This window comes from Actinokineospora spheciospongiae (assembly GCF_003182415.1).
GTDB classification, from domain to species: domain Bacteria; phylum Actinomycetota; class Actinomycetes; order Mycobacteriales; family Pseudonocardiaceae; genus Actinokineospora; species Actinokineospora spheciospongiae.
Window position 1 is genome coordinate 768,369 of the sequence record NZ_QHCP01000004.1, and the last position, 14,143, is coordinate 782,511.

General features: G+C 65.0%; 12 protein-coding genes and 1 tRNA gene. 4 read left to right on the forward strand and 9 right to left on the reverse strand.

Annotated features, from left to right (window positions below; all coding sequences use genetic code 11):
- The first annotated feature begins 16 nt into the window (after positions 1-16).
- Positions 17-193, forward strand: a complete 177-nt coding sequence (locus DFQ13_RS14010) for a DUF5703 family protein (RefSeq protein WP_219994448.1) — start codon at positions 17-19, stop codon at positions 191-193.
- 4 nt (positions 194-197) lie between these two features.
- On the opposite strand, the gene DFQ13_RS14015 is transcribed toward DFQ13_RS14010, so the two are convergent.
- The 3 genes from DFQ13_RS14015 to DFQ13_RS14025 form a co-directional block, all read right to left on the reverse strand.
- The gene (locus DFQ13_RS14015) at positions 198-737 is read right to left on the reverse strand and encodes a DUF2231 domain-containing protein (RefSeq protein WP_035287858.1); all 540 of its coding nucleotides are present in this window, start codon (positions 735-737) and stop codon (positions 198-200) included.
- A gap of 88 nt (positions 738-825) precedes the next feature.
- Positions 826-1,701 (reverse strand): alpha/beta fold hydrolase, encoded by an 876-nt coding sequence (locus DFQ13_RS14020; protein WP_110080113.1) that lies wholly within the window; start codon positions 1,699-1,701, stop codon positions 826-828.
- 1 nt (position 1,702) lies between these two features.
- The gene (locus tag DFQ13_RS14025; RefSeq protein ID WP_233427857.1) at positions 1,703-3,046 is read right to left on the reverse strand and encodes a M20/M25/M40 family metallo-hydrolase; all 1,344 of its coding nucleotides are present in this window, start codon (positions 3,044-3,046) and stop codon (positions 1,703-1,705) included.
- Between the two features lie 93 nt (positions 3,047-3,139).
- Here DFQ13_RS14025 and DFQ13_RS14030 point away from each other — a divergent pair.
- Positions 3,140-3,223: transfer RNA gene (locus DFQ13_RS14030), tRNA-Leu, on the forward strand.
- Here the strand turns inward: DFQ13_RS14030 and DFQ13_RS14035 are convergent.
- From DFQ13_RS14035 to DFQ13_RS14055, 5 genes are all read right to left on the reverse strand, one after another.
- Positions 3,205-4,962, reverse strand: coding sequence for a recombinase family protein (locus tag DFQ13_RS14035; RefSeq protein ID WP_110080114.1), 1,758 nt, complete (start codon positions 4,960-4,962; stop codon positions 3,205-3,207). The genes DFQ13_RS14030 and DFQ13_RS14035 overlap by 19 nt on opposite strands.
- Positions 4,963-5,233: 271 nt before the next feature.
- On the reverse strand, positions 5,234-6,961 hold the full coding sequence (locus tag DFQ13_RS14040; protein WP_146241230.1) for a DUF3631 domain-containing protein: 1,728 nt from the start codon (positions 6,959-6,961) through the stop codon (positions 5,234-5,236).
- Positions 6,962-7,395: 434 nt separating this feature from the next.
- Positions 7,396-7,599, reverse strand: coding sequence for a hypothetical protein (locus DFQ13_RS14045; RefSeq protein WP_110080116.1), 204 nt, complete (start codon positions 7,597-7,599; stop codon positions 7,396-7,398).
- A gap of 147 nt (positions 7,600-7,746) precedes the next feature.
- Positions 7,747-8,463: a creatininase family protein gene (locus DFQ13_RS14050; protein WP_181399974.1), complete on the reverse strand. Its 717-nt coding sequence runs from the start codon at positions 8,461-8,463 to the stop codon at positions 7,747-7,749.
- 20 nt (positions 8,464-8,483) lie between these two features.
- Positions 8,484-9,761, reverse strand: coding sequence for a helix-turn-helix domain-containing protein (locus DFQ13_RS14055; protein WP_146241231.1), 1,278 nt, complete (start codon positions 9,759-9,761; stop codon positions 8,484-8,486).
- A gap of 281 nt (positions 9,762-10,042) precedes the next feature.
- Here DFQ13_RS14055 and DFQ13_RS14060 point away from each other — a divergent pair, with 281 nt between their 5' ends.
- Both DFQ13_RS14060 and DFQ13_RS14065 read left to right on the forward strand, forming a co-directional pair.
- Positions 10,043-10,420, forward strand: coding sequence for a helix-turn-helix domain-containing protein (locus DFQ13_RS14060; protein ID WP_110080119.1), 378 nt, complete (start codon positions 10,043-10,045; stop codon positions 10,418-10,420).
- 238 nt (positions 10,421-10,658) lie between these two features.
- Positions 10,659-10,922, forward strand: a complete 264-nt coding sequence (locus DFQ13_RS14065; RefSeq protein WP_110080120.1) for a hypothetical protein — start codon at positions 10,659-10,661, stop codon at positions 10,920-10,922.
- Between the two features lie 1,101 nt (positions 10,923-12,023).
- Here the strand turns inward: DFQ13_RS14065 and DFQ13_RS14070 are convergent.
- Entirely contained in the window at positions 12,024-13,895 is a 1,872-nt protein-coding gene (locus tag DFQ13_RS14070) for an AAA family ATPase (RefSeq protein ID WP_110080174.1), read from the reverse strand.
- Positions 13,896-14,143: the final 248 nt, after the last annotated feature.

Consider the following 14,143-nt stretch of genomic DNA (forward strand, 5'->3'; position numbering starts at 1 on the left):
TGAGGACTGGGAGTACATGCCGCTGCGGTTGCCGCCGGGGGTGTCCCGGCTGACCGCGGCCACCCAGCTGTCCATCCACGCGGAGTTCGCCGGGTGGGAGCTGTCGAACGTCCGCCTCTACAGCGACGGCACCCGCAAGGTGGTGCTGCGGCGCAAGCGCCGCAACGTGCCGCTGCCCGGCATCATCACCTGACGCCTCAGCGCGAGGGCTGGTCCTCGACGCCTTCCCACACCGCCTTGGAGCCCGCGTCGCCGACGCGGTAGACCTGCACGCCCGCGGCCACGCCGAAGCCGATGCTGAGCAGCGCGGTCACCACCAGCGCGACCTTCGTCCACGCCGGAGCGGTCCTCGTCGCGGTGACCGCGTCCCCCGGGGCGCCGGGAGCCGGAGTGGACGGTGCGGTCGCCTTGGCGGCGACGGTGTGGACGACCATCAGCGCGAGGATCGACAGGAACAGCGGCAGCACGAAGAAGATCAGCGTGCCGCCGAGTTCGGCGTGCTCTTCGATCAGCGGGTTCTCCGGCAGCTTGCGCTCCAGCCCCTCCCCGCTGCCCGCGGCGACCGGGACCATCGCCGTGCCCACCGCCGCGACCGCCACGACCAGCCACCCGTAGCGCCGCCGGGCCGCGGGCCACAGGGCGATGACGACGGCGCCGAGCACGGCCAGCGGGACGAGCACGACGACCCCGTGCACCACCAGGGCGTGCAGCGGCAGACCGTTGACGAAATCGGGCATGTGCGTACCTCCGTGACAAGGAAACCTCGTCGGGGTGTACGCCGCACCGCCGAACCCGGTTCACCACCCACCGGGAAATCGACCCACCTCACCGCCGCAAGGCGGCCTGGGCAAGTCCCACCAACCGCGGCAGCAACTGCGCGACGGCCTCCAGCGGCAGCATGTGCCCCACACCGGGCAGCACCACCGCCACCCCGTCCCGCGCGGCCCCGGCCAGCGCCTCGGCGTGCGCGGCGGGCACCAACCGGTCCCGGTCCCCCACCATCGCCAGCACCGGCACGTCGGCGGCGACCTCCAGCGCGGCCTCCCGCCCGAACCGGTCCAACCCCGGCCGGAACAGCGCGGCGGTGTCCGGCCAGTGCGCGGTGACCATGTCCGCGACCAGCCGGACGTCGTCCGGGTCGGGGTTCTCCCCCAGCAGCACCCAGCGCAGCCCGACGGTCGTGGCCTTGTCCAACCGGCTGCCGATCCGCTCCCCCAGGATCGCCCGCAGGTCCCGCAGCACCGCCCCCAGCGACCCCGGCCAGGCGACGGAGGTCTCCGCCAGCCAGCCGACCCCGGTGGAGAGGAAGGCCATCCCGGCGAGCCGGTCGGCCAGCAGGTCCCGGTGCCGAGCGGTCGCCGAGGTCAGCACCTGCCCGCCCACCCCGTGCCCGACCAGCACCAACCGGCCGCGGGGCACCAGGCCGTCCACCAGCTCGACCAGGTCGTCGGCGAGCCGCTCCACCAGCGCGGTCGTCAGGGTCGCCGCCGAGGACTCCCCGTGCCCGCGGTGGTCGTAGGCCAGCACGGACACCGGCCGCTCCGCGGCCTCCGGCAGGGCGTCCACGAGCCGGTGCCACACCCGCCGGTCCAGCGCGAAGCTGTGCGCCAGCACGACGGTGACACCGGCCTCGGGATCTCCCGCCCGGGTGAGGGCCAACTCGGCCCCGTCCCCCAGCACGAAGCGACCGGTGGTCCGCACGTCAGCAGTTGCGGAGGAACCGGTCGAGCACCCGGGTCCCGAACTTCAGCGCGTCGACCGGCACCCGCTCGTCGACGCCGTGGAACAGCGCGGTGAAGTCCAGGTCGGCGGGCAGCCGCAGCGGGGCGAACCCGAAGCACCGCATGCCCAGCGTGCTGAAGGACTTGGCGTCGGTGCCGCCGGAGAGCATGTAGGGGATCGCCTTGGCGCCCGGGTCCTCGGCGGTGATGGAGGCGGTCATGTGGTCCACGAGTGCCCCGTCGAACGTGGTCTCGACCGCGCGCGAGGAGGTGATCCACTCGCGCTCCACGTCGGGCCCGAGGATCTCGTCCAGCTCCCGCTCGAAGGCCGCCTGCCGCCCAGGGAGCACCCGGCAGTCCACGACGGCCTCGGCCACCGAGGGGATCACGTTGGCCTTGTACCCGGCGCTGAGCATGGTGGGGTTCGCGGTGTCCCGGATCGTCGCCCCCACCACCCGGGCCACGGCCCCGAGCTTGGCCACAGCGCCGTCGAGGTCCTCCTCGTCGAACTCCATCCCGGTCAGGTCGGTCATGGCCGCGAGGAAGTCGCGCACCGAGTCGGTCAGCACCAGCGGGAACTTGTGCGTGCCCAACCGGGCCACGGCCTGGGTCAACTTGGTGACGGCGTTGTCCTCGTGCACCATCGACCCGTGCCCGGCCCGCCCCCGCACCCGCAACCTCATCCAGGCGATGCCCTTCTCGGCGGTCTCGATCAGGTAGGCCCGCACCCCGTCCTTGACGGTGATCGAGAACCCCCCGACCTCACTGATCGCCTCGGTGGCGCCTTCGAACAGCTCGGGCCGGTTCTGCACCAACCACCCGGCCCCGTAGTCCCCCCCGGCCTCCTCGTCGGCGAGGAAGGCGAAGATGATGTCCCGCTCCGGAACGATGCCGTCCCGCTTCATCCGCCGAGCGGTCGCCAAGGTCATGGCCACCATGTCCTTCATGTCGACGGCCCCGCGCCCCCACACGTACCCGTCCTGCACCGCCCCCGAGAACGGGTGCACAGACCACTCAGAAGCATCAGCAGGCACCGCGTCCAAGTGCCCGTGCACCAACAACGCCCCCCGAGAAGCATCCCGCCCCGCCAACCGCGCGACGACGTTCCCCCGCCCCTTCGCCCCCGACTCCACATAGGTGGTCTCAAACCCCACCTCCCCCAACTTCTCGGCGACGTACTCCGCCGCCACCCGCTCCCCCACCACGGTCGCCGGATCACCGGTGTTGGTCGTGTCAATCCGAATCAACTCACTGGTGAACACCACCGCCTCCTCCTCGGCGACACTGGTGCCCTGACCCACGGCTGCGTCCCTCTGCTCATGCACCTCGCCTTCCTATCACCCCACCCGCCCCGGTTTGAGCCCCTACCGGCGTGTCGGATACTCTGTAACCACACCGGCGAGGCCTTGACCTCGCAAGTCCGGGTGGCGGAATGGCAGACGCGCTAGCTTGAGGTGCTAGTGCCCTTAACGGGCGTGGGGGTTCAAGTCCCCCCTCGGACACACGCACTATCTACACCGGGGCAGGCCGTCACATCGATGGCCTGCTCTTCTGGTTGGTAGACCATGTTCAGGTCGAGGTTCCGGTACAGCCTGGCCAGCCCGGCGGGCTTGGCGTCAGCCAGGGTGGCGCCGACGTCGCCGAGTGAGTCGATCATGGCGTAGACCTCGGCCCGGTCCAGGTAGCCCGTGGCGGGCTGGTTGTCTATCTCGACCTGTGCGGCCACCCGGTCGGCTTGGGCCTGGTTGATCGGCTCGACCAGCGCGGCGGGGTCGACACCGGCCGCGATCGCCTCTTGCAGCTTCCGCAGCCGCCGTTCCGCTTCCGCCTTGCGCGCCTTGGCGTTGCTGCTGGTCCTCGGTGCCTCATGAGCGCCGGCTTGGGCGCCCATCAGGGCGGCAACGGTGTCATCAAGGTTGTCCGGGTGGAACAACTGCCCGATCCACCCGTTCACCGCCTGAGTCACCGCGTCCTCGCGCAGGTTCACCGTCTTGGGGTGATCGTTGAGTGCCGCTGATCCGGGCGCCATCGTGCGCGCGGTGCACCGGTAGTAGGCGCCGCTGCGGATGGTCGCTCCCTGCATCTTCCGGTGGCACACCCCGCACCGCACGATCCCGCGTAGAAGGTACGTCCGCGCTGAACTGCGCCCGCCCCGCTCAGCCTTCCGGGCGGTCGCCAGACCACCACTGGACTTCGACCGGCGCAGCAGTTGGGCTTGGGTGAACAGCTCAACGGACACGATTTCCGGGTGCGCCGGAACCCGGGACCGCACAATCTTGTCTGCGGGCGCTTTCCGAAACAGTGTCTTGTGTCCGGCGCCCACGTCGTCCGGGTCAATCAATGTCTCGTGTTTCGACCACCGCCCGAATACGGCATACCCCGTGTATCGGGGATTTTCCAGAATGGCGCGAACCGTGCTCGCTTGCCACCCGTCCGCAAGTCGGTGCCTGTTCTGGTCCGGTCGCCTCGCGGACGGGCATTCGACGCCTTCGCTGTTGAGCATGTTGGCGATTGCGCGGTCGCCGTTGCCGTCGAGGTAGTCGGCGAAGATCCTGCGCACCACGTCCGCCGATGCGTCCTCGATCGCCAGGACCCGCAGCCGGTGGCCCTCGGCGGCCTTGCGCGGGTTGGGGTGGGTGCCGCCGTCCACGGTGATGTACCCGTACGGCGCCCGTCCGCCCTGGTGGCGGCCCTCGTTGAGGACTTGGGCGTCCATCGCCGCCCGGACCCGTGCTTGGACGTGCTGGCGTTCGGACTCGCTCATGCCCCCGAGCACGCTCATCAGCATCTTGTGCGAGGGGTTACGGGGATCGAACTTCCCGCCCAGCTCGGGAATCCACAGGTCAACCCCGTAGGCGGCGAACCTCGGAGCGATCAGCGAGAACTGGTTGCCGAACCAGCACCGCGTCCCCTCACCGACCACCAGCGCGTCCCACCCACGCCTCGGGTCCTTCAACGCCGCGAGCAGCCGCGCCCCGTGGGTGCGCCGCTCCCACGGCACCGACCGGGACTGCCCGACGTCGAAGAACTCCGCCACCACCGTCCCGCCGACCGGCTCCACGAACTTACGCGCGTTGCCCAACTGCCACCCGTGCGAGGTCTCCGGGTCCTGGTTGTCCTCGGTCGAGCACCGACCGTAGAACGCCACGTTCCACGACAGGTTCGCGGCCAACTCCGCTTCGACCTCGATGCCCCAGAGATCATCCAACGTCGCCCACGGATTCGTCATCCCGATGGTCATGCGTCCCCCTTTCCAGGGTCTCCATAGTCGTCAGTTCGGTGAGAATGGCAAGCAGAATGCGGGCGGCGGTTGGGTTCAACCGGGGAAGTTCACTCGGTAGACGCACCCGCACCCGTGTTGCGTCCTGATCAGCCATCGGCGCTCACCCGCGCCCGCAGCACCCGCAGCCGCCACGCCCCGTCTACCTGCCTACCGCCCAGGTCAGGCCGCATTTCCGCAGGTCTGCCAGAACCGCTACCGGTGCCTACCCGGTAGAGGCCAGCAGACCCGGTCATGACGCACCACGGTAGGTGTCCCACGCCGCTGTGAGCGCGTCGCGCCGGTACCCGTTGCGGTTGCGCCGGTCGATCTTGACTTGCACCGGCCGCACCGCCAACGGCGCCAGCACGCCGGCCAGCTCGTCCGCCGACCACCCGGTGTACCTGTCGTCAGCCTCGGCCAGCCGCGTCAACAGGGTCTCGGTCCACAGGCGCTCATCAGCGCCGAACGCGGCCAGTACGTCCCCGACCGCCACCCGGTCGACCGGATCGACCACGGCGGGCTCAGTCCCGCCCACGAGAGCGGCCGTCCGGGTCTCCACGTCGATCCGGGGCAACCCCCGCGCGGCCCGGTGGGTGCCGTTGAGCCGTGCCCGCTCAGCGGGTACCGGCCGGATCTTGTTCAGCACCGGATCGCGCGCCCCGGCCGCGTGGACGTAGCAGACCCCGGCATCCTCGGGAGCCTCCCCGGTGGCCGGGTTGAGCCGGTCCGGGCGCCACCCCTCGGCGCCCATGTTCGCCCCGAGCACCAACCGCACATCCGAGTGACGGCAGGCGTGCATGATCTTCAACGCCGCGATCTCCGCGACAGCGGCCCCGAGTGTGTCCGATGTGGCCTCACTCGCCGCCAGCACCAACGTCACCCGCGCCTTGCGCCCCACCCGGATCAGGTCGACCGCCATGCTCTTCGCCCGGTCGGACAGCCGCGGGTACTCGTCGCAGAACACCACCACCGCGGGCCGGTCCGGCGAGGCGTCCCATGCGTCGCCCATGCCCAACCGGGACAGCAGTTTCGGCCTTGCCTGCGCCATCGCCAGCGCCTCCGTGAACGCGGCTTCGATCCCGGGCATGTCCCGTTCGGACCGAGCCACACCCCCGCCCAGCACCTCCAGCCCGTTGCCTGCGGGATCGAGGTCCCACACCTGCGCATCCGAGCACGCCGACACCACGTCCGCGAGCGTCCGCATCGTCTGCGACTTGCCTGCACCAGGCCCGCCGATCACCACCCCGTGAACCCCGTAGAGCGAGAGCCGAAGATCCTCCCCGCTCATCCGCACCCCGACGGGATGCGACTCACGGATGGTCAACGTCCCCGGCCCGTGGTCGGGCGCCGGTGCCAACCCGGCGAACGGGTCACGTTCGGCCAACCGCAGCACCACCCGCGCCCGCCGCGCCCGATCCGGCGCCGCCAGCACCCCACCCGCGGGCAGGTCCAACGTCGTCTCCAGCTCCGCGACCTTGCCCACCAACCCGGCAGGCGTCCCCCGCCGCAGGACAACGGCCGTCTCCCACCCCCACGGCTGCCTGCGGGCGCTCTCCACCGCCCGCAGCTCGATCCCCTCGGCCGCGACCGCCCGCGCCACGCAGTCCGCCGCCTGGGCGCGGGTGTGTGCGTCGGCGATCGGGTACGGCTCATCCGGCCCCGGCTTTCCTGCCACCGGTTCATCAGCCCGCACGGTCCGGGGGCGACGTGTTCGCCCCACAGCGGCCAACACCCCCACAACCGCAGCACCCGACACCCACCCGGCCACCGGCCCATACCGGCGCACCAGCCCGAACACACCCACCAGCAGCGCCAGGCCCAGCAGGACCACGACCGTTAGCCGCCGATACGCGGTCCGCCGCCATGCGTCCCGCGCGCCCTTCACCCGGTGCGCCCGCACCCCCTCGGTCTCCAGCTCGCGCACCAACGGCCCGAAGTCCCGATGGGCCAGCATGTACCGGCCCAGACACGCGGCCAACCACCCACCACCGACCACAGCGAGCCCGAGCACCCGCACCAACCCCGGCAACCCACGCCGGACCGACCACCGCAGCAGCCACCGCACACCGCGCCGCACCAGCCCAGGGGCCACGTGCACAGCCCACCCGACCGCATCCCGGCACCACGGCCCGACCAGCCGCCACACCGGTCCGACCACGCGCCCGATGCGAGAACACCCGCGAGCCACGATCCGCCCCAAGACGACCCACCCGCGCCATGCGGCCACCGCCCGCCACGCGATCCCCGGATACGCCAGTCCTGGCCAGTAGGTGACCCACCGCGCCCAAAACCGCCGAACCAGCGCCGCCACCCGCCCCAGTACCAGCCGCCACCACGGCACCCCCGTCCGCACGATCACCACCCGCGAGCGAACGGGGGTGCGACCGCCCTGCGACCACACCCACTGGCGCTTCACTGGTCACCGCCCAGGAAGCTCTCAGCGGTAAAAGACTCCTGCGCGTAGGCATCGGCCACCTCGGCGGCCTTGAACGCCTCCACCGCGATCTGCCGGTATAGCCACGCCCCACGCCGCCGATCGGTGGCGAAATACTCCAACTCCTCACCTAGGTGCCCCAGGTGAAAAAGCCTGCTCTGAAGGTCTTCCCAGCGTTCCACGATCGATTCCCGTCTTCTGGTTTCGATCCGGCGTATTCACCGGCCCGTGAAACCAAGTAAACGGTTCGACCAACACCCATTTGATGAAATGTGCGCATGAATCCTATGCGCGGCAGGTTTCGCCCATCACTGCCGCACGCATACCCGCTATGCGCGTCCCGCATCCATTCCGAGCACCCGAAGCAACGCGCCAAAAGAACTCGACAGCGAATCCAATGCCAATCGCCCCTTGTCCGCAGTGGCCAACGACGGACGACCGATGATCCCGGATTTGGTGTACCCGCTCATCCCTACCGCGTGCAGGTGTGGCCGGTGCGGTGCGTCGAAATCAGCATCCCGGTAGCTGGGCCGCACAACCTCGGGATGCGCGTGCAGCAGAATCGAGGTCTCCCACTCGCCACCGTGCATGTCCTCGTGCGCCGACGTCGCCATCCCTGCGGCCCGTCGGGCGGTGTCGACGTCATCGCTCCCGGGGAACAAGCCCAGCACAGGGCCGTTCACATTGGCTTCCTGTGCGATGTTGGACAGCACGTAATTGCCGCCGTGTCCGTTCACCATCACCAGCTTGTGCACCCCGGACCGGGCCAACGATGCTCGGATATCACCGATCATTGCAATCAGTGTCCCGGCGCTGATGCTCACCGTTCCCGCGAACCCCTCATGCTCATGCGAGCACGACATGGTGATGGGCGGAAGACAGAACAAGCTGTAGTCAAAGGCCACTCTCCGAGAAATGATCTCAGCGATGATGGCATCCGTCGCCAACGGCAAATGCCCGCCGTGTTGCTCGAAACTCCCGACGGGAAGAACCGCGACCGACGCGCCGCGTTCCGCTTCCTCTTCCGCCGTGGCACCGGCAAACATAGACACCCTCGTTCGTCGCCCTAATTGAACCGCAAAGATGCTACCAGCCGATCAACCTGCCGGGATTCCTCCACCGCCCCCTGAGCCGCCAACACCCCCGACACGCGCCCGAGTTGCGCCTGAATCCGAGCCGACCGCGTTTCCATCGCTATGACAGTGGAATTGCGCGCCACCTGCGCCGCGTACTCAGGCTGTCCATCCATCGCGTGCGCCAACGACAACCGCGCGAGACACAGCCCCAAGTCCCGCCGGAACTCCGGCTGCCACTCGCTCAACCCCTTCCACAGCGACCCGATGGCGTCGTGCGGCCTGCCCAGCTCCACCCAGCAGTGCGCCGCCTCCATCTCCAGGTACTCCGGGGTGCAGTAGTGCCCCAAGTCCATCTCGGAGTCCGGTGTCCGAGCTGCGAGCGCGAACGCCTGTTCCAGTGCGTGAGCACACGCCACGTCGTTGCCCTGCTGGGCGTAGGCGTGCGCCTGCTGGCGCAGCGCCAAGGCACGCAACCGGGGAGACAGAGACTCGGCTTCCCTCAGCGCGGAGTTCGCCAGCCTCAGCGCCAACTCACTGCGACCCGCATCGGTCGCGATGTTGCTGCGCCGCATCAGGATGTAGGACTTCGACTCGCCGTCATCAGCCTCGTCGGCGAAGTCGAACGCTGTCGCCGATGACTGCATCGCGTTCACGACGTCCCCGGTGTCCTGGTACACCCACCCCGCGAACTCCGCGTACCGAGCGCCCACCCGCAGCAGCGCCCGCCGATCCTTCCCCCTGGACTTCTCCAACAGCGACTCGATGAACCGGAGCTGCGGCGGCACCACGTCCAACAGCGAGTGTGGCCCCGCAAGGTTGTCCGTGCTCGCGTAGTGGTCCAACGTTCGCAGCAGCGTATCCGCCATGGCCGAACCGGTCGGGGCACTGGCAGCGGGCACCACCGGCCCACCCGGCAACGCCAACACGTCCTCAGCACGCGGCATCGGGATCGCAGTGTGGTTATCCGGCAGCGAGAACCACAGCAGTTCCGCGGGCATCCGCAGCGCCCGCGCGTAGTGGATCAACTTGTCCAACGCTTCGACCCGGTTGCGCCCGGACTCGATCCTGCTCAACTGCGACTGCGTGACCGTGCCCAGCCACCGAGCCACCGTCTCCTGCGGCAACGGCTTGTGCCCGTGAGCGGGGTGGTACCGGTACGCCCGGACAACCGCACCCATGTCCCGCGTGGCGAAGGCGTCCCGCATCTGATCAGTCACCCAGAACGCCATGCCCAGCTTCGGCGCGTGATCGGTTCCCACGCCGCTCACCTGACGGCACGGTGCGCACATGCTCGTCTGGCTGTCCCGCGCGAGCCTGCCGCCGCACTTCATGCAGTACCGGCCGCTCATCCCTCCCCCTAGCCGGGCGCGCATACCCGCCCCGTCCCGTACAGCGTTTCAGCCCCTCAACCTCCACCATAACCCCAGGTCGAGCCCTGTATGACTTCCGCGCATAAGAATCATGCGCCCGTGTCGATAGAAGCCCTTCATCCAGCCCACCACTGTCGGGAGGTGAAACACCCGAACCACCCAGCCAGAACAGGCCGCACATGCCCCAAGACCGGCAGTCAGTCCGCGACTACCGCACCGCCCTGGCCCTGACCCTCACCACCCTCCGCACCACCACCGAAACCACCATCCGCGACCTCGCCGACGCCACCGGCGTCCCAGAACCAACACTGCGCAGCTACGAAAAAGCAACAACCCAACCCACTCTCCCCCGACTCCTGACCATCGCCACCGCCTGCAACACCACCCCCTTCGCCATCCTGCTCACCACCGCCGAGTACATCACCCGCGCCCACGGCCACCCGCCCATCACACAAACAATCCAGTCCCCCACCCGCCAACACCTCCATGCCCTCCTCCTCTACTGCGGCATCACTCCTTCCGAAATCTTCAATTACGACCGGGGCAACCACCGATGAAACCCAAAAAGATCACCACCTCACCCATGCGGCAATACACACCGCAACCGCCAACCATCGTGCCGACAGCTCTCATCGCACAACTCCAAGCCGTCCTCACCACAGCAGACCAAATCCGATACGCACTCGAAGTCGGAAGCCTAAACCCCGCAGAAGTCGAGCGGCTCGAAGCCCTCGAACCCCGCATTCTCAACACCTGCCACGAACTCCTCGCCCAACAACTCACCCGGACCAGGCCGTGACCTCAAACCACGAACCCGAACCGCCCACTCAAATCTACTCACTCCCCGGCAACCTGATCGACGTTCTGATCTACCCCTCAGAAATCCTCAACAACTTCGCCAACAACACCGCCACCTTGAAGCACGTGGCTCAATTCGCCGTCGCTCTCAACGACACCACCACGTGCCTCCGCTGGCTCCTCGACCACCGCGACACCCCCAAAGCCCAAGAACTCTTTGAGGCGTTCACCCTAGACGAACTCAAAGCAGAAAACCCATGAAGCCAACAAAACTCCGCGTCCCCTACGTCACCTCATGGTCAGCAGAAACCACCACCACAGCCCCCTGCCTCATTCAACTCCCCAACAACCGAGGCATCGCCTACCCCGACGAAACAATCGGCGACCGCGACTCCCGAGGCATCCTCTGGGCACGCACCCCACTGGCCCACGGCCAAGGCACCCCCAACTTCGGCCAAGTCCATTCCGCCCGTCAACGCCGCGCCATGCGCAAACTCCTCTGCCAGGTCTGCGCCAACCCTGCCGACCACGATTCCGATGGAACCCTTTGGGTTCTCCCCGACCACCGCACCGACTGGCCGAACTGGCCCAACGGCATGGGTATCACGGAACCGCCCATCTGCGTTCCCTGCCTCAACCTATCCATCCGCGCCTGCCCCGCCCTCCGTCACAGCCACGCCATCATCCGCGCCACCCACGCACCCCTCGCAGGCGTCCAAGGCGGCCTCTACACCCCCACACCCACCGGCCCCCCCCCCCAATCCCCAGACCCCGAAATCCTTCACTACGACAGCTCGCGCCTCCCTTGGCTCCTCGCCTTCCGCCTCGTCCGCGAACTAATAGAAACCACTATCCTCGACCCCTAACCCCAGTCTGGCAGGATACGTCATGACCACAGCGCATCGCCTCACCCCCAGCAACAAACTCGCCACTACCCCCCACGTCCGCATCTATTATCATGGCCATACTTTCCGCCTCGCCAAAGGCGACACCCACATCGCCGTGTTCCGAGGCACCGCCATCGAACAACACCGCCACCTCATCATCCGAGACCACCTCCCACCAGGACCCTTCACTGAAGGCCCCCGGATTCCGGACGCCACTATCCTCATTCCGTGCGGCCATAATTGGGCGAACGCCATAAGTCTACGAACAATTGCGTGCCACTGGCTCGCTATGCGCAGATGATACACACCATTCGCGTGGCATCTATAGCTTCGACACAGATGACAAGAATTGACATGCGCGCCAGTTCTATGATTTGACCTTTTGTGAAGGGGTCGGATTTTCGTGACGGTAATTCTCGGGCCTAAATAATAACGCTGAAGCAAATTCTATCCGGTTTTTTGAAATACGAATGGTCTATTCTGTCAAATCCAAGGCATCAATAAGGAGGGAATGGACTTCTTTTAGTGCTGCGCTGCCCTCGGGGCTCGGAAGGGCGCAGCCATTGTTCACAAGCCAATTCGCGATCGCTACTTTCGAAAGTCTCACCTTTCCATACTTTGCCAGTGCGGCTTCAACCGTCTTAGACCATGAGTCGTCAAAGATTCCCGGCAGCTCGGGGAACTCAAAATCATTACCCCCTGCGGGATTTTCTTTGACGAGTGTGCAGACAGCATTGCGATAATTTTCTTCATCCAGAAGATTTTCTGCACCAGGTACGCGAATTTTGACAATCTTGCTTGCAGGGATTCCGCTAGAGATTAGGTTCGAGAATAGAACCTCACCTCCGGTATCCCCATCAACTATGTATGCCACCTTCGATGCTTCGAAGTCGAGTTGGCTATATAGCTTTTTTGAGACCTCCGAGAGCCCGGGGGCAATCTGATATCCAAGGGTGGAAACCTCAAGAGCAGCGCGAATGAGAGATGGCAACAAGATCATGTCGGATGCTCCCTCTGCCAGCACTGCGGCCCGCGATGGAGTAAAAGCGGCAGCCGCAGCACCCATCGCCAACATGAGGGGGGAGTATCCAGCACCTCCTCGCCAGAAATCATTTCTGACAATGCTGCGCTCTGTATTAGAACCGTCTGGAATGATGGTTCTGATCCCGTTTCCCAAGTCGGGCGGCAAACATCCTGGGGAGTGCGTCGTATAAATGACCTGAGAAACCAGGCTTTGTGTTGCGAACATATTTACTAAGTCCGCCTGCGCATCGATATGTAGATGATTTTCGGCTTCATCAACCAAAAGGATAGCTTGACGGGTAGCGCTTCTTGACTTTAAAAAGGCAAGCAAGCACGCAAAGGTTCTAAAACCTGCGCTTCGCTCATCAAATGTTGAGATCAACTCAGCCCCTTCTTTGATCAAAACCCGAAGGGTATAACCTTCTACAGCTAAGGAAACTCTTACAGCAGACTGCGCCCAGTTCTTCGAGAACTCCTTTTCAAGTCTTGCATTACCTTTACTGAGCAGGGTTTCCCGCCTAGCTATGTCTGCCGTGCGCATGGCGGTCCATAGCTTTTCCGGATCAAGGTCGGCCATTTTAAGTAAGTTACTCAAGCTAACAGGAATGTCTCGAAGAAAATCATCGTTAAAATCGTAACTTGAACGAAGGTTGCGGTCGTCTTCTTCGAATAGAAGAAAGGCAGGACGAGTGGGAGTAATCGTTTTTCGATAGATCGGCTCTGGGTCTGGTTGCTCACACCATTGGATGATACCCCTAAGTGCCTCTTTGAAATACGAAGAGGTCTTTTCGCCGACATTTGGAGCACTGCTTACTTTTTTAGCTGTATTCACTAGATGGGCAACATCGGGCAAGTTGCCATCAATGGCATCTCGTATAAGGACCGCCATGGATATTATGTCGGTTTCAAAATCTTGTGCGAAATCTTCCGAGTGTTTCGAGGGAGAGTTCTTTCTGATTCTCGCAATGTGTTTTTGTTTCGCTGCGGCATTCTCGAAAATCGGCAATACCTGACGGAGTACACGTAGAGGCCTAACAGGTCGGGGCTTAAAGATGGCACTAAGCTTGCCGTCAACAGAAAGATTGATCACCATTGACCTTGGCTGCTCTTCAACTTCAACCCCGGAAACCAGAGCTAAATCTGCAACATCCAGAGAAAAAGTGACCGATACAACCTTGTGTTGAGAGTCAATGTCGACACTTCTTGCCTGCTCAGAAATGGGAATAACAGCTCGTTGGCTTAAATATTTCAAACCTTTCAAGAACGTGGTTTTCCCGGCTTCATTTGGTCCCACGATCGCGATCAACTTAGCGTCGAGGTTCATCCTCGCACCAACAAGTCGCCCTAGTCCATCAATTTCGGCCTTAATCGCGCGCAACGCATCTTCCTCTATGTTAGTAGTATCTCGTACTACAGCATACTACTAGCTTCCATTCGGACATTAACGATACACGCATCCGCGAAAATTGGCGCTACTGATACAGTTTGTGGGAATTTTACCTCCCAGTCGCTGGTATGGTTTGTGAATTAAAAGCTGCGCCTCGGCGGAAACGGCAACGACAACCGTGTAGA